This window comes from Paenibacillus hubeiensis (assembly GCF_032334105.1).
GTDB classification, from domain to species: Bacteria; Bacillota; Bacilli; order Paenibacillales; family Paenibacillaceae; genus Paenibacillus; species Paenibacillus hubeiensis.
This window is the reverse complement of the sequence record NZ_JAVYAE020000006.1, coordinates 202,718-219,316: the sequence shown is the minus strand read 5'-3', so window position 1 is coordinate 219,316 and position 16,599 is coordinate 202,718. Positions and strand designations below refer to the sequence as shown.

10 protein-coding genes and 1 other annotated feature are annotated in these 16,599 nt (G+C 48.7%); of the genes, 6 read left to right on the top strand and 4 right to left on the bottom strand.

Annotated features, from left to right (window positions below; genetic code table 11):
• The first annotated feature begins 454 nt into the window (after positions 1–454).
• From RSX24_RS17845 to RSX24_RS17825, 5 genes are all read left to right on the top strand, one after another.
• A complete protein-coding gene (locus RSX24_RS17845; RefSeq protein ID WP_343261361.1) occupies positions 455–6,871 on the top strand; it encodes a DUF7601 domain-containing protein in 6,417 nt (2,138 codons plus the stop codon).
• Positions 6,872–6,890: 19 nt separating this feature from the next.
• Positions 6,891–7,667, top strand: coding sequence for a class B sortase (locus tag RSX24_RS17840; protein ID WP_343261360.1), 777 nt, complete (start codon positions 6,891–6,893; stop codon positions 7,665–7,667).
• A gap of 521 nt (positions 7,668–8,188) precedes the next feature.
• Positions 8,189–9,040, top strand: a complete 852-nt coding sequence (gene mle / locus RSX24_RS17835) for an alpha/beta fold macrolide esterase (RefSeq protein WP_236413577.1) — start codon at positions 8,189–8,191, stop codon at positions 9,038–9,040.
• A 62-nt stretch (positions 9,041–9,102) separates the two neighbouring features.
• Positions 9,103–9,367, top strand: a binding site (T-box leader).
• Positions 9,368–9,446: 79 nt separating this feature from the next.
• A complete protein-coding gene (gene leuA, locus RSX24_RS17830; RefSeq protein WP_236413575.1) occupies positions 9,447–11,111 on the top strand; it encodes a 2-isopropylmalate synthase in 1,665 nt (554 codons plus the stop codon).
• A 161-nt stretch (positions 11,112–11,272) separates the two neighbouring features.
• On the top strand, positions 11,273–11,944 hold the full coding sequence (locus RSX24_RS17825; protein WP_343261359.1) for a YdeI/OmpD-associated family protein: 672 nt from the start codon (positions 11,273–11,275) through the stop codon (positions 11,942–11,944).
• A 55-nt stretch (positions 11,945–11,999) separates the two neighbouring features.
• On the opposite strand, the gene RSX24_RS17820 is transcribed toward RSX24_RS17825, so the two are convergent.
• The gene (locus RSX24_RS17820; protein WP_343261358.1) at positions 12,000–12,773 is read right to left on the bottom strand and encodes an alpha/beta fold hydrolase; all 774 of its coding nucleotides are present in this window, start codon (positions 12,771–12,773) and stop codon (positions 12,000–12,002) included.
• A 125-nt stretch (positions 12,774–12,898) separates the two neighbouring features.
• On the opposite strand from RSX24_RS17820, the gene RSX24_RS17815 reads away from it, so the two are divergent.
• On the top strand, positions 12,899–13,840 hold the full coding sequence (locus tag RSX24_RS17815; protein WP_343261357.1) for a helix-turn-helix transcriptional regulator: 942 nt from the start codon (positions 12,899–12,901) through the stop codon (positions 13,838–13,840).
• 88 nt (positions 13,841–13,928) lie between these two features.
• Here RSX24_RS17815 and RSX24_RS17810 read toward each other — a convergent pair whose 3' ends face one another.
• The 3 genes from RSX24_RS17810 to RSX24_RS17800 all read right to left on the bottom strand — a co-directional run bounded on the left by RSX24_RS17810 (position 13,929) and on the right by RSX24_RS17800 (position 16,597).
• Positions 13,929–14,648, bottom strand: a complete 720-nt coding sequence (locus RSX24_RS17810; RefSeq protein WP_236413567.1) for a glycosyltransferase family 2 protein — start codon at positions 14,646–14,648, stop codon at positions 13,929–13,931.
• Entirely contained in the window at positions 14,648–15,385 is a 738-nt protein-coding gene (locus RSX24_RS17805) for a glycosyltransferase family 2 protein (RefSeq protein WP_343261356.1), read from the bottom strand. The genes RSX24_RS17810 and RSX24_RS17805 overlap by 1 nt, the downstream gene beginning before the upstream one ends.
• Positions 15,386–15,676: 291 nt before the next feature.
• Positions 15,677–16,597, bottom strand: coding sequence for an alpha/beta hydrolase family protein (locus RSX24_RS17800; protein ID WP_343261355.1), 921 nt, complete (start codon positions 16,595–16,597; stop codon positions 15,677–15,679).
• Between the last annotated feature and the right edge of the window lie 2 nt (positions 16,598–16,599).

The following is a 16,599-nucleotide window of genomic DNA, read 5'->3' as shown; positions in this document are numbered from 1 at the left end:
GAATGTTTCTTTGTGCCTATAAAGAGCATAGACCGACTGGGAATAGACAGGATTTAGGGCTTTTTTCTCGTTTTGCCCTTGGTTGTTGATCGGATCTGCTCCGATTATGAGATTGGACACCGAATTTTACGCTTTATTGTCGAGCATTGTCTATTTTTTGTATAGGTCCTCCTTCATATAATAGAAGGGCACGCTTTGTAAATTGGGCGTATTTTGCCACTACAGTATGTACGTGGCGAAGAGTCGAAAGAAAGGGGGAAGAAAGTACTAAGGCAAGGTCAACGGCCTACACACCCCGGCATTCATTCGAACTCCTCGGGATTTCGACGATGGAAAGGGGCGCTGGACCTAGGCAAACAGCATATATTTATTTGTGTTAGCCGTTATATCGTGTAGATGATCTTGTTGTCACCAAAGTATTCCAGAGATTTAGGGAATGGAGGAGGTTTCGGTATTGAAACAAAAACGCAGTATAGGTAAACCGTTGCTGTCTTTATTTATGGCAATCTTGCTTGTCTTGCAGACAGTGATGTTCTCTGCTGGCGCATATGCGGAGAGTGTGCCAAACGATTCAGCGACGGAAGCAGTCAGTGAATCTGCCTCGCCGAGCGCGGACGAACCGCTGTCAGTACCTGAGGCAGTGTATGATGCGCCGAACAATTTCGTAGCGATGGCGGCAGTTCCGACGGACAAAACAGCGGTGTTTATGGAAGCTAATTCAACCTTTCCGCTGAAGGTGACGCAGGGAACTGACATTGCCCCAGGCGGTACGATTCAGGGCCGACAGGCATTTACTCTCAAATCTGAGGGCCTCAAGGTTCCGGTGAGAGGCGATTTTGCCAATACGGAGCATGAAAATGACACCACCAAGTACATTCAGAAGGGCGACTCAATCGAGCTGAAAAGAGAAGACTACTTCAAGGAAGTGGTGCTGCCGACAGCTACCAAAACCTTGATGGCAACAACTGATTATGGTCAGAAACAGCTGGGCACCGCCTATTTCACTCCGGACAGCATCAAGATTGTATTTAATGGTGATGATTCGTTTTTCAATGGTATTGGAGTAGCAGTTACCTTCGGCTTTGATACCACTGCCAATTCGGATTTGAATGGGATAGAATACGGCGATACAAAGCCTATCTCGATTTTCGGGGGAGCGTATGAGCTAAAGAACCCGGATGTTACAGCGAAATACAATCTCACATTGACCTCACCGGGAATGAGAAATAGTTCTTGGGCTTATCGCATAATTAACCCCGATTTCTTTGTAGCGGGAGCGATTACTTGGCAGTCTACTGTGTCTGCTTCCGATCAGTTTGATAATACAATTAAACTACCGTTGGATGGGAAGACGTTCTATACGAACCCTGCATCCTATAATATGGATTCGCCTTCATCTTCGTATCGAGTCAGTGGTATCTATGTGCCAGGTTCATTCAAAGTAAATAATGAGGTGGTAGAACCAACCATCGATGCCAATGGCGCTCTAAGCTATGTCTTCCCGCCGGGAACGGGTGTAGATCCACAGGTCGAATATAAAACCTGGATTCCAAAGGGAGGCTACTATTACGAGCATCGGAGTCCATCGGGCGATCCTGGTCGCGCTGTGAACATGAATGGCAAAGTGGAGCTCAAAGATGGCAATGCTGTGCTTGCGAATAGAAATCAGGAAATTGTTTTTGCTCCCGACTGGATTCAAGCCAGCGCCTCGTATGACAATCCTAATGAAACAATCACATGGAAAATCACTGTTAACCAGTATAACAAAAAAGGGTTAAAGGACTTAACCATCACAAATGCATTACCTGCTGGGCTGGACTTTTTATCAGCTGAATGGCAGACATGGGTGGATGGCGTTGCATCTGAGGTAAAACCAATTACACCGGATGAGAACAGCGTTTATTCCTTTGGGGATATTAATGGTAAAGTCGAACTGGTGATTAAGAGTAAGGTAACAAGCGGCTCCGACTTCAGAATCGACCCTCGTGCCAACTGGAATTTAGACACGCCAGGCGGTATTCAGAACAATGATGCGACAACTGGATTAAGACCTGTCGCGGTAACTGACGAGGCAATCGTAACGATCGGTGCGCATACTTTTACAAAAAGCGGAGCTGTTTCGACGGAGGATTACAACCTCGGCGCCATCACATGGACTGTCAATCTAGCGCCACAGTATGCTCTGCCAAATGCGGTAGTATACGACGTGCTGGTACATGGCGGGGATTTGAACGTCTTGGATCACGCAGTGGATGCAACCGGCGAGGTTAGCGCGGAAACGATTGCGAAAATCAAGGCAAATGTCAATACTGCTCAGCTTTGGAAGCAGTATCATGCGGGAACCTTGAAGGGTGTAACCAATGCAAGCAGCTTGACCATGAAAGCCATTCCTTTGACGGTGGACGGAGAAGTCGTGGCAGATTTGATCAAGGTGACGGGATACACCGACCAAGCTGCATCCTTCAGCTTCCGTGCACTTGAAACCAACCCGGATGTCCTCTTCAGGCAGGATATCAACACAGAGAAAACATGCTGGAATCGGGCTTTGCTATTTGACGGCGAAGCCGTAAAAAAAGCGGAAAACAATACCAATCTTCATCTGCGTATGCTGAACAAGGATATGCTTACGGCATCCTATCCTATTAAGAAGGACGGGACGGCCGACACTTGGTATACTCCGAACAACGTTAACCGTTATATCGGTTATGATGGTTCATCAAGCGGCGACGAATACACCTTGGCTGGTTATGACCGAACAACCAAGACGGTCACCTTCCGTCTAAGCGTCAATATGCCGGGCTACAACACGGTTGAAATGGCGAAAAGTGGTGGAAGCCGGGTCATCACCGATGTGAAGCTGGTGGACACCTTGCCGGCAGGATGGGAGTTCGTTCCGTTTTCCGAGGAGAAGGAATTTGAGCTTTGGAAAGGTTTTTCGGATAATGGCAGCGGCACCGGTTATGGGGTTCGAAACAACGCTGTTTCAATCATCGAGCCGAACGACCCTGCTCATGTCGTAAACTTCTCCCATAGCGGCAACGAAGGCACCTTCACCTTCTCTAAATTGGAAGGTCCTTATGTCATTTTGGTAAAGGCAAGACCTTCGAATGAAGCTTTGGCGGAATATTTGGACGAGTACACGACCAACGGCACAGACAAGCAGGTGCTGTATAACAAAGCCGACCTTCATATGACATGGGGCGGAGTGGAGAAAGTTCTTACCGAACAACGTAAGATTATCTTACCTATTCAGACCTTGGGCAAGTCGGTAACGAAGCCAGTTCCAGGGGTGCTTGAATGGACGGTAAACTATACCCCGCCATTTAACATGAAGCAGGACGTTTACCTGCAGGATACTCTAGGTGCAGGCATGAATCTGCGTTATGAAGAAAACGGAAAGCTTGTGCTGACAGCGCCTAGTATGGCAGTCTATCCTGCCAAACTCACTGCCAGCGGTGCTCTGGAACGGGAGGGTGCAGCACTGGATCTTAGCGATCCGAATGCTGAAGTTCAGGTAGAAGCTGCACCAGGCGCAGGAGGCACCACAGTTCTAAAATTCAAAATGAAAAACCCTAACAAGTTTTACCAGTTTGTGTACCAAACAGAGGTTGACCCATCTAAAGCGAAAGCCGGAGACAAAATGGGCAACGAGGTAAAACTGGAGGGCGATGACAATCTGAAATCTGTCAGTGCTAGAAGCGAAAGCACGCTGGACAATTCAGACGTAGCTGGCAGCTCAAGCTCCAACGCCCTGCTGCCCCTGAAAAAGGTAGATCCCAATGGCAATCCGCTAAAAGGCGTAGAGTTTACGCTCTATAAGAAGGATAGCGGAACTCAAATCGCCAAAGGAACAACCGATAGCGGAGGGAAACTTAATCTCCTATTCCCAGATCCAGGCTATTATGAGCTGAAGGAAACTTATATTGACACCAATACTTGGCTGCCTACTACAAGAGTTTATCAAGTATATGTGGGGAATACGCCTGGGAAGCCCATCTGGGTAGACGGCGTGAAAGTAACCTCTGATAGTCCGCTGGTCGTGCCTACGCCGGCCCAGGGCAAGCTGACCATTACCAATAAGGTCGAAGGCAACGGCAGCGATCCGAACAAAGAGTTCGAGTACACCGTGAACTTCACCGGAGAGGGCGAGGACGGAGAGTACACCTTTAAGAAGCCAGATGGTGAAGTTAGCGCTGTTAAGTTCAAGAGCGGAGATAAGATCATCCTCAAGAACGGGGAATCTGTTGTATTTCCGACATTGCCTGCGGGTCTGGTCTATACCGTAACCGAGGCCGATTATACGACTGTTGACGGTTATACGACTGAGCCGGAGACGAGAGAGTTGTCAGGCAAGATCGAGAATAAAGGTGATCACAAAGCAGATTTTGTCAACAAACGATACGTTTATAATCTGACCGTCAGCAATACCGTAACCGGGGACGGCGCAGAATCGGACAAGCCGTTCAAGTACACCGTGACCTTTGACGGTGCAGGTAAGGGTCAAACTTACAATTACGAGCTTTCAGACGGCACGACGGGCACGGTCACATCCGGCGCCACTTTCGAGCTCAAGCATGGTGAGACCTTTATAATTAAGGATCTTCCCGACAATCTGAAGTATGATATTACCCAGAACGATTACAAGAACGACGGCTACGCGACCACTCCTGCGCTGTCTGATGAGGGAGTTATGGCGGGCGCCGATCGCACGGCAGATTTCGTGAATGAACGGGCTGTCAGCAAGTTGACCGTTAGCAATACGGTCATGGGCAATGGCGGCGACAAAACGAAGGAATTCGAGTACACCGTCATTTTTGAGGATGCAGGCAAGGATGGAAGCTACGCGTATACGAAGTCGGATGGCGAGACAAGTACACCGGGCACGATCAAGTCTGGCGACTCCTTCACACTCAAGGATGGAGAGACACTGGAAATTGTGGGTCTGCCGAAGAATCTGAAATACACGGTTACCCAGAAAGACTACACAGCGGATGAGTACGTGACTACTCCTCAGGAGCGGAACCATACCGGAGTTATGAAAGGCACTGATGAAGATGCCCCGTTCACGAACACGCGAGTCTTGAAGGGCGGCCTGCTCATCAGCAACGCGGTTAAAGGTAATGCCGGCGACAAAACGAAGGTGTTCAAGTACACCGTCGTCTTCACAGGCGAGGGAGCAGACGAATCCTACGACTATGTTAAGTCGGACGGCACCAAGGGCAAGATTAAGAGCGGGGATACCTTCGAGCTTACTGATAGCCAGACGCTCGTTATGCAAGGACTTCCAACGTATCTCGAGTACAAGGTGACCCAAGATGATTATTCGGAAGACGGCTATGTGACGGATCCTGAAAGTTTCGTCCGCACGGGCTCCATTCCGGCGAAAAGCGCGGCTGAAGCACACTTTGTTAATACCCGTCAGCTTCCAGTTCTGGAAGGCGTGCTGCGTGACAACAACACAGGCGAAATCATTCCGAACGCGAAAATCATCGTGACGAACAAGAAGACCAACGAACAGCAAACGATTTGGACGAACGAAAATGGTGAATATTCGGTCCTGGCCGCAGCGGATACCAACTATACGATCACATATACGAAGTTGTATCACGTTGGCGGGAAGGATGTCCCTGTCGAGTTCACCCAAAAAGGAAACGTGAACAACGGCGTGACGGACGAGACCGTTCCGGCGGACATTACGGCGGTAGGGATCGTTCTGTTCAAGCAGCTGGATGGAACCAAAGAGCTATTCAATGATTCGTTTACCAGCCAGATGCGTATCTATTTGAAGGACAAGGACGGCAATTATCTTCCTAAGGCATTTCCGATGGATCCGAACGGAACCTTCTCCGTGGAAGGGTTAAGCGAGCAGCAGTACACCATGGAAGTTCGCTATCAAGCTGAGACCGGCGAGGAACTTCTCTTCAACGTGACGAAGCTGAACGTGAAGGCTAACGGAGAGCTGAATATTTCCGAGGCATTGGTCGACCCTTACGGTACGGTTTATGATGAAACGACAGGAGATGCCATCACTGGCAAGAAAATTGAAGGAGCCACAGTTACCCTGTACTATGCGGATACGCAGCGGAATAGAGATAAAGGCCGTACTCCGGATACGAAAGTAACGCTTCCTCCGGTTCCGAATTTTGCGCCGCACGACAACAAAAGTCCGGAGCAGGATAGCGACGCAAATGGCTTCTATGCATACATGGTGTTTCCTGAAGCGGATTACTATCTGATCGTAACGAAAGACGGATACGAGACGTACAAGAGTGAAACGATTTCTGTCGATTTTGACATTGTCAGAAAAGACGTGCCAATGAAGCCGATAAACACCGGCGGCGTACCAGGCCCTGTTAACCCTGGACCAGATCCGGTAAATCCAGGCCCTGTTAGCCCTGCTCCAGAGCCAGTGAATCCAGGCCCTGTTAACCCTGCTCCAGAGCCAGTGAATCCAGGCCCTGTTAGCCCTGGACCAGAGCCAGTGAACCCAGGCCCTGTTAGCCCTGGACCAGAGCCAGTGAATCCAGGCCCTGTCAACCCTGCTCCAGAGCCGGTGAATCCGGGCCCAGTTGACCCTGGACCAGAGCCGGTGAATCCGGGTCCTGTCAGCCCTGTTCCTGACCAACCTGGCAGCGTCAACAATGGGACTAACAACATCGACGACGTGGCTGATCACGATGACAACGGAGTTGGTAATGTCGGCGACTTGGCCGATAAGGGTGCGGGCAATGCAAATAACGAGCTGGACGATGCTCCGCAAACCGGAGACAACAGCGTATCGCCAATCTTCTATATGGTTTTGGCGCTGATGTCCATGGTGATCATCGGATTCTGTCTGCTCGGCAACAAAAAGAGAAAGCACATCCAATGACCGGAAAGGCGGTAAGAAAATGAGCAAAACCAAAAAAATTCTTATCGCCGTTTCCTCCCTTGTGTTGGTATTTTCCCTCGTTAATCTGGCAAGAACCTTTCTGGGGGATTATGCGGAGAAACAGAAAATCGAAGAGTTGACCAAGGTTTGGGAGGAAGGGTCTGACAAAGGCGGAGGGGATGCATTCCCCTCCCTTTTGTTCAATACGGAGAATGAGCCGGTCATGCTTCCCGAATTTCGAGCGCTTTACGAGAGAAACTCGGACATTGTCGGCTGGCTGAAGATTGACGGCACTCGAATTGAGTACCCGGTTATGCAGAATCCGCAGGATGCGGGGTACTATCTCAATCATGATTTCGATCAAAAGGAAAACAAAGGCGGTCTCCCCTTTTTGGACGAGCATAGCCGGGTCAACGGTTCGGACATTTTGCTGATTCATGGACACCACATGAAAAGCGGCTGGATGTTTAAAGATTTAATGAAGTACAAGAACGAAAGCTTCTATAAAGAGCATGCTGCGTTCCAGTTCAGCACGCTTTACGAAAAGGAAGAGTATGAGATTGTTGCCGTAATCTTGTCCCAAGTTTATCGAAAATCGGACGACGTTTTTAAATACTACCAGATTGAGAATGTAAATACGCCCGCCGAGTTCGATTCGTATGTTCAGAACATCAAAAAACTTGCTCTTTATGACACGGGCGTAAATGCCCAATATGGTGACAAGCTTGTTGTACTGTCTACCTGCGAGTACTCGACCGAAAACGGTCGTTTAGCAGTGATCGCTCGAAAACGGTAAATGACTATGTTGAAACCCGGCGACAAGCTGTTTTAATATCGCGTTCTCCCTTGGAGGACGCGTTTTTTTTAGGCTTCTTTTTGGGCAGACTATGTTATCTCGGGGTGGATTCCCATGTATTGACAAAGATCCGTACCCTATGTTAGGATCAGCCTAACCGATATGAACGGAGGGGTTACGTGTGTTGAACTAATTCTTCGATATTCTTTGCACAATGAATTAAACGGTGGTTTAAGGCTATTTAGTGTGCATCGTAATCGAAGAATGGTTTGCCTTACGGTAACCTGGATTGTTATATGTAATTGAAGGTAGGGAATAATTCCTCCTTCTTGTCATATAAACTGAATTTGAAGAACATGTCATGCAACCTTTTGCGATCTGTCCCGTGACCGAACTTCGGGTCCTCCAGAGGGAATATGATCTTATTGCGTTCATTTTCAAATTCTCTAATTCGATTACAGTTTGCACAGGCCAATAGCCTGTGTTTTTTTATTTTAATTTAGTCATTGGAGGATTCGAATATGAACGAACGATTCGTAAAGGTAGATGGAATTCATATATGTACAGACAGTTTTGGAGAGCCAAGTAATCCGGCTATTTTGCTGATTATGGGTGCTCAATCGTCAATGATTTGGTGGGAAGAAGAGTTTTGCCAACGTCTGGCAGACACAGGGCGTTTTGTTATTCGTTATGATAACCGCGATGTCGGACGTTCAACCACTTACGAACCGGGTCAGCCGGGCTATTCTTTCGAAGATATGGCCGATGATGCCGTTAGAGTACTGGATGCTTACAAGATTGAGCAAGCGCATATCATGGGTATGTCCATGGGCGGTATGCTGACTCAAATGATCGCTTTACGGCATCCGGAGAGAGTTCTAACCATTACGCTCCTGGCAACGTCCAATTTTGCGCCTCATCTCCCCCCGATGGAGGAAAGGGTTATGGATTTTTTCTCGAATATGGGGGCGATCGATTGGACTAACAGCGAATCGGTAATCAAATTTGCGATTGATCGGTCCCGAATCCTGGTTGGTTCAAAGCATATTTTTAATGAGAAGAAAGTGGGCATGTTGGCCGGAAAAGAGTTCGCAAGAAGTGACAATATGGCCAGCATGAGCAATCACGGCTTGGTGACTGGTGGAGAATCTTATCTGGTTAGGACGAGTGAAATCAATGTACCCGCTCTGATTATACACGGTACGGAAGATCCCATTATCCCTTATGAACATGGAAAACATATAGCGAGTGAAATTCCGGGCGCGGTTTTATTGACACTGGAAGGTGCAGGGCATGAGCTACATGAGGATGACTGGGGAATAATTATCGATGCGATTTCAAAGCTTACTTCAATTCCAAATTCGCTCAGCTAACCGATCGTTGTCAATTAACACTTGACACCAGAGTATAGGTGATATAGCATATTCCTAATAATTAAACTACGTTGAAAAGGAATAGTACGGTTTTCCAAGCGAACAGAGAGCTGTTGGATGGTGTGAAACAGCCGTGGAGGAAATCGGAACTCGCCTTGGAGTTGCTCACTGAACCCGTTAAGTAGGTGGAGCCGGAGCCTGACCGTTATCATCAGGAGGAACCAAGGTTTGTTCGTTTATGCAGCCTCGGATCCGTAGAGTGCATGCCGGTGATGGCATGAATTCGGAGTGGTACCGCGTAGGATGTCAAAGTCTTTCGTCTCTGTTTAAAGAGATGAAAGGCTTTTTTTGCGCATTCCATCTTAGGCGGGTAAGCACAGGAAAATCGATGAAGGGAAGGATATCCATGAAAAATGTTAACAAGTACGCCAGAGGGTATTTCATGCCGCCGGAGACAAGCTTGAATTGGACTCGGAAGGAGTATATTACAGAGGCGCCGATTTGGTGCAGCGTCGACCTTCGTGACGGAAACCAGGCATTAATCGTTCCGATGAATCTGGAGGAAAAGCTGGAGTACTTCAAATTGCTTGTAGATATCGGCTTCAAGGAGATCGAAGTCGGATTTCCGGCAGCATCGGAAACGGAGTTTGCTTTTTTGCGCACATTGATTGAGCAGGAATTGATCCCGGACGATGTAACGATCCAAGTGCTTACCCAATCGAGAGAACATATTATCCGCAAAACCTTTGAATCGTTGAAAGGCGCCAAAAAGGCCGTAGTACATCTGTACAACTCGACATCCGTGGCACAGCGGGAACAGGTATTCCGCAAATCCAAACAAGAAATCATCGACATCGCATTGAACGGTGCCAAGCTGTTGAAGCAGTGCGCGGAGGAAACGGAAGGGAACTTCCAGTTCCAGTATTCGCCGGAAAGCTTTACAGGCACAGAAATTGAGTTTGCGCTGGACATCTGCAACAGCGTGCTGGACATATGGCAGCCGACGGCGGAGAACCCGGTGATCATCAATCTCCCCGCGACGGTATCCATGTCGATGCCGCATGTCTACGCGAGCCAGATCGAATATATGAGCGAGCACCTGAACTTCCGTGAGCATGTTATTTTGTCGGTCCATCCGCATAATGACAGGGGAACCGGTGTCGCAGACGCGGAACTGGGCATGCTGGCCGGAGCCCAGCGCGTTGAAGGCACGTTGTTCGGAAACGGAGAACGAACAGGGAACGTGGACATTGTGACGCTGGCTCTGAACATGTACTCTCACGGGGTGGACCCGAAGCTGAATTTTGAGAATATCCCTGCGATCATCTCCGTTTATGAACGGCTGACCAAAATGAAAGTAAGCGAGAGACATCCGTACGGAGGCGAGCTGGTATTTACCGCTTTCTCAGGTTCTCATCAAGACGCCATTGCCAAAGGAATGAAGCATCGCGAGGAACAGGAGCCTCAGCATTGGTCGGTCCCTTATTTGCTGATTGATCCCAAGGACATCGGCAGGGAGTATGAAGGCGACATTATTCGCATCAACAGCCAGTCCGGCAAAGGCGGGATCGGTTATGTGCTGCAGCTGAAATACGGGCTCGATCTCCCGGCGAAAATGCGCGAAAATTTCGGATACTTTGTTAAAAACGTATCGGACCAGCAGCAGAAGGAACTGATGCCTGATGAAATATACGATATTTTCTTGAAGGAATATGTAAACATAAAAACCCCGGTGGAGTTTGTCAAATACCGCTCTGCGGACGATGAGGAGTTTCAAACGATCGTTACGATCCGTGTCGGCGATGAAATCAAGGAAATTACAGGTACCGGAAACGGAAGACTTGATGCGATCAGCAATGCTCTGCAAACCGAGCTAGGAACGGCTTATAGCGATTTGACCTATACGGAGCACGCTCTGGAAACAGGCTCCAAATCCCAAGCGGTCTCGTATATCGGGGTCACGGCTTCCGACGGCAGCGTATACTGGGGTTGCGGCATTGACGTTGATATCATGACTTCATCCGTAAAAGCCCTGTTCAGTGCAGTGAATCAATTCAGCCGTAATGCGTAGCCAATAATACAAAAATTCGTCTCGCATAATTTCCTCGTCTGGTCGTCCAGACGGGGATTTTCTTTCTTATTCATTGCCATGAAGGAAAGGTCGGGGTAGTTAACTGGAATGCATATTTTCTATCTCGTATAATCAAGATATTTACGAAGGGGGCTTTGTACATGACAAAAACGATTGTGGAAAAGTTGAATCTGCATAAATTTAAGAGGGTTGCAGTGTTGTACAGACCGGAGAGTGAACACGGCTTATCGGGGTTATCTGACTATGATACCGAATTAACGGGCGGACCCTATGATCTTATTTTTGCTTACGTGTTTAATATCGAATCGCTTCGGGACCTCGTCCATCAAGTGATTGATCAGAACAGCTTGAATCAAGGAGGCTATTTGTACGCAGCTTACCCCAAGAAGGGGAACAAAGTGTACTCAACCTATATTCATAGAGACAGTCTTTTTGAAGGGGTGGGAGCCGATGAGGACGGCTACATTGGAACGAGCAGCCTGAAGTTTGCACGTATGGTGGGTTTGAACGATGTGTTTACCGTTGTGGGTTTCAAAGCGGAGGCACAAAAGAAGAAGGATGCACCCTCTAAGCCAAGTCAACGCGTGGATGATTATGCAGCGCTGATTCCTGCTATAGAAAAGGATTTGAGCGATCGTCCTGAGGCACTGGCTTTCTATCGATCCCTTACTCCCGGATACCGGAAGGATTGGGCCCGTTATGTCTACAGTGCCGTACAGGAGTCAACCCGGGCCAAACGACGAACCGAAATGAAAAAGATTTTAGGCGAAGGGTACAAAAGCATCGATACTTACCGAAGAGACCACCCGTAAAGCAGGAAGACCGTTGCAGGCATAAGGCCGGTTGGTTCCGGATCAGGGCAAAGGGTTACGTTCGCTGTTCACGGGCATTGAACGATTGGGCAGCGGGCCTGCGCGATTCATCCAGGCTGTTCAGGAAAGACCGCAATAGCTGCCTCAAATGATCCGGACTGCTGATCATCGGCAGGTGCCCGGCCTGCAAATGCTGGACAGATTGCGGGGAAAGGTTTGCGATCATTTTATTTTGAAAGGAAGGATGGAATTCCTTATCCTCCGTTAACTTGACGTACAGCTTGGGAACAAGCGGGACGCCTGCATCAACCCGGTCTGTGTATACGCGTACGGCCTCGGGGATGAACCCTTTTACGATTTCCGTTGTCTGATCCTCGGACAAGTCATTGCATAATCCCGCGCGGATTACGGATTCGGGAGGTTTTGTGCCCCATCTGCGCATTATGGCCGACATGATCATTCTTTTCGGGAATGGAAGGACAGATACGAATGAACCGCCGTTCTTGGGGATAGCCGCCCCTATAGCAATAAATCCCGCCACTCGATCAGCGAACTCCGATGCGAGTCTCAGGGCAAGAACTCCCCCAAGCGAATGGGCTACGATAACAAACCTTGGAATGCTCCATTCATTCACTTGTTTTTTCATATGGACCACATAATCTTCTAAAGTCAGACTGCTCCCGGAATCCGCAGAGCTGTCTCTAAGAGGAAACTCAAGAAGCAAAGCAGGATGATCCAGTCCTTTCACGACGCTGCTCCATATTTGGCTCCCTAATCCCGCACCATGGACGAATACAAAACCGATTTCTTCATTTGTGTGCTTATGCATATGAGTTAACTCTCCTCGCAGGTTAATGGTTGAGAATGCTTTACGTGAAGAGCGTATCACATAAATAAGACAGTTCATGTCTTATTTGGAGGGTATAATGGAAAAACCTTGAGGAGGAGATGACCATGCACAAGCCCCAGCGTCTCATTCAATTAATTATGGCGATCAATGCCAAAAAGTCATTTACCGTGAAGGAACTTGCCGATGAATTTGGGCGATCCACCCGAACCATTACTCGGGACTTGCAGGAACTGAGTGAGCTCGGTATACCGATCTATTCCATCCAAGGAAGAGGCGGAGGGTATAAACTGCTTCAAGAAAGAATGCTCCCGCCTATCAGCCTTTCTGAGAGCGAAGCCATCGCCATGTTTTTTGCGTGCCAGTCATTGGATTTCTTCAGTTCCCTGCCTTTTGGAGATGGGGCCGAGTCTGCATTGCACAAGTTCTATCATTATCTGCCTGCCGATATTAAGGAACAGATCGACCGCCTGAAGGGGAGAATCATGTTGTGGAGTCCGTACCGTTCCATGGCCCAGGGGATTCTTCAAACACTGCTGCAGGCCATCATGGTTGGCAGCGTGGTCACCCTGGAGTACAATTCCGGCAGCGGGGTTGGCCTGAGGAATGTTCAGCCCATTGGTCTCTATACAAGCTCGGGTTATTGGTACTGCCCGGCTTATTGCTTCCATCGGGAAGATATTCGCCAGTTCAGGGCGGATCGGATCCTTTCTGTATCACTCAACGAATCGGTCCCTTCGCGGGAGGACATCCGCAAGATGACTTTGATGAATAAGCCGGAAAAAGGGCATCTGGATCAGACGACGCTTCATATGGAGCTGACACGGAAGGGGATATGGCTGCTGGAATCCAATCCCCGTTTTGCTTCAGGCATACAGCGCAACGAAGACGGGAGCGGAACGGCAGCGGTACAGATCGCCACGGAGGATTTGCATTTCTATGTAGACTTGATCTGGAATCTCGGCAGTGAAGTCAAAATAAAGGGGCCGCTCGAAGCGATAACGTACATTCAGGAAAAAGCAGAGGCTATACGGTTGCTATACAGCTAGACATTCACGTCGATCATGGAGCGTTTTTTCAGGAGCTGTCGGGTTGCGACAAGCTCCTTTTGTATTTTTCACCAATAGGGCGATCAATTTAATTTTGACATACAAATTTTTTGGGGTTTCTCGCTTTCAATATTTTAACGTTGCGTGATAAAAGCTCTTTTTCGCTTACGATCCATGTATGGTCTTGGGCGTTCCTGCTGCGAATCGCGAGGAAGTTGGATGGGCTGCCCGAATAAATCTTGTACCCCTTTGCAAGGCAGTCGGCACAAAACTTTACGCACTCCCCTCGATTTTGATCGGGAAACCCAACCTGGCTTAGCACATGCCGTTTGACGAGAAGGGTTGCTCCCTGAACGAGGGAAACATATTGATTGGCCCTGTTATAGTAGCGAAGCAGGAGGAGTTTTTTGCCGCTCAAATACATATAGTGGGCCCGCTTTCCCACAATATCGGCGTTGGTCTTTAACAGGGTTCGCACACTGTCCGTTAAATAGCCGGGAGCATAATAGTCGTCATCGTCAAATTTGGCAATAAGCCCGTATTTAGCTAAAGAGGCCCCGTAATTAAGGCAATGGCCAAGCGATACATGCTCCGGCAAGCTGTAGATCCTCACATTTGGATGTTGATTTGCCGCCTTTATATACTCGCTGACCTTCAGATTACGTTGATTTAATATGACGATCAGCTCTTTATTCTTATAATTTTGTCTGCTGTAGTTATGAAAAAGGGTATCCATGCACTGCTGCCTTTTGGTACACGTAATGATGGAAACAGCATTCTTCTCACGGGAAATATCCGGGTTTGGCATTATAATGCACCCTTTGGCTTTTTCTGCACAAACTTTTCGTAATTTTTTACAGGCGGAATTTTTCTGCTGTGAGCGAGGATCTTTTTATCGCTGATGATCCATGTATGGTTGGATGAGTTTTTCCTGCGAATGGCGACAAAATTATGCTTTCCAGCAGAATAAACGTTGTACCCCTTCCGCTTGCTTCTTAAGCAAAAAAGATCGTCTTCGCCGACATTTCGATCCGGGAAGCGAACGTTGTTAAGAACGTTCCGTTTAATGACAAGCGTTGCGCCAGGGAGCTTGGTTACGGGGCGATTCTCATCCTGCGGGAAACGAAGGACCAGGGTATTTGATCCACGCAAATACATATAATGCGCCCGCTTTCCGATCACATCGGCGTTGGTTCTTTGAAAGGCCTCAAGGCTTTCCGTCAAATAGTAGGGAGCGTAATAATCGTCATCGTCGAATTTGGCCACATAGCTGTACTTTGATTTCTTGACGGCAAAGTTCAGACAAGCACCGAGCGAGGAGCGTTCCGGAACCCGATAGACTTGTACGTTTTGATGCTTTTTGGCTAACGTCTGATAAGGTTCAAGTGGGATCTTATCGTTGTTGACGATAATAATAAGCTCTTTCTTTGCATGGTACTGCCGGCTGAAATTATTAAACAAGTTTCGTATATAGCTTTGGCGTTTCGTGCAGGCAATAATAGAGACTCCCTGCTGTTTTATGGTGTTTCCTGTGCGGGTTCCCATCCTATCGCTCCCCTTACCAGTGATGATCGTTTACTATCTTCCTATAATCTATGTGAACGGTAGAAAAGAGGAACGGCTATTAGTAGATAATCATCTTCAAGCTTGACTGCGCGATAAAGCAATTAGGAAAAAGCATAAAAGAGCGAACACTTTAAGAGTGTCCGCTCAAGAGTATTGTTTTGGATTTGTACCCGTGGAAACGGTATATAAAGTTCGCCAGATGCACCTTCGAAATGGTGCATCTGCTATGTTCCATGGTCATTGCATAAAGTCGGTATAGCCGCCAGGCCCTTACTTGGATTCGATGCGACCCAGAGCATTGTCGTCCTCTTCAAGATCTGCCAGGGCTGCTTGCCAGCTGGAATCGTCGATGCCCAGCGCACTGCGCAGGTAAGCCCATGTGATTCGTTGGAGCAGGGCGACCCGTTCGGGACTCTCGTCCGTTGTCTCCGTGACGCTGTACCCGGGGATTCCGCCAAGCGAGTGTTCTCCCCCGAAAAGGGTAAGCAGGCTCTTCTTGCCTGGGCTCAGAAAGTACGGGTCGGCGAACCAGTCCGGTCCCCGAGTGGAAAGCATGGACTGGTCCTTATCTCCTGCCACCACGAGGGTCGGCGTATTCATGTCCTCGAAGCTCGGGTTCATGAAAGGAAAATGCTCGGCTGCGAATGGGGTCAAATCAGCTCCACCTTTGCCCGTCGTGGCAAGCAGCACGCCTGCCTTGATCCGCGGATCGGACATGTCTTCGCCCGGCTCGCCGTCGGCATCGAGGACCCGCGCGCCGAGCAGCGTGCTCACTGTCTGGCCTCCCCAAGAGTGGCCGGCTGCGGCGATGCGGCTTCGATCCAGGCGCCCGCTGAGGCCGGGAATAGAAGCCGCAATCTGGTCAAGCTGGTCGAGGACGCGTTTCAGATCATCGATTCGAACGCGCCAGATCAGTGGTGTTCGGGCATCTTCAGGAGGAAGATTCAGCGTTCTGGAGTCGAGGTGGGTGGGTTGAATGACCACGAAGCCGTGAGCGGCCCAGAAGTCAGCCAACGGGGCGTAACCGTCCATCGACGAGCCAAAGCCGTGGGAGAAAACCACAATAGGCAGGTTGTGTCCCGTCGCGGGCGCAGATACCCGCACTTGCAGATCCTCACCCCGGTCCGGGGCGGATAGAACTACCGGTTTTATTGAAATGACCGGAGTAGGCGTATTAACGTTGATATTCATAA

Bases quoted from the DNA above. Each gene is read 5' to 3' on its own strand.
- leuA (WP_236413575.1), top strand. From the start codon at position 9,447: ATGAAAAATGTTAACAAGTACGCCAGAGGGTATTTCATGCCGCCGGAG.
- RSX24_RS17805 (WP_343261356.1), bottom strand. From the start codon at position 15,385: ATGGGAACCCGCACAGGAAACACCATAAAACAGCAGGGAGTCTCTATT.
- RSX24_RS17815 (WP_343261357.1), top strand. From the start codon at position 12,899: ATGCACAAGCCCCAGCGTCTCATTCAATTAATTATGGCGATCAATGCC.
- RSX24_RS17810 (WP_236413567.1), bottom strand. From the start codon at position 14,648: ATGCCAAACCCGGATATTTCCCGTGAGAAGAATGCTGTTTCCATCATT.
- RSX24_RS17800 (WP_343261355.1), bottom strand. From the start codon at position 16,597: ATGAATATCAACGTTAATACGCCTACTCCGGTCATTTCAATAAAACCG.
- RSX24_RS17820 (WP_343261358.1), bottom strand. From the start codon at position 12,773: ATGCATAAGCACACAAATGAAGAAATCGGTTTTGTATTCGTCCATGGT.
- mle (WP_236413577.1), top strand. From the start codon at position 8,189: ATGAACGAACGATTCGTAAAGGTAGATGGAATTCATATATGTACAGAC.
- RSX24_RS17840 (WP_343261360.1), top strand. From the start codon at position 6,891: ATGAGCAAAACCAAAAAAATTCTTATCGCCGTTTCCTCCCTTGTGTTG.
- RSX24_RS17825 (WP_343261359.1), top strand. From the start codon at position 11,273: ATGACAAAAACGATTGTGGAAAAGTTGAATCTGCATAAATTTAAGAGG.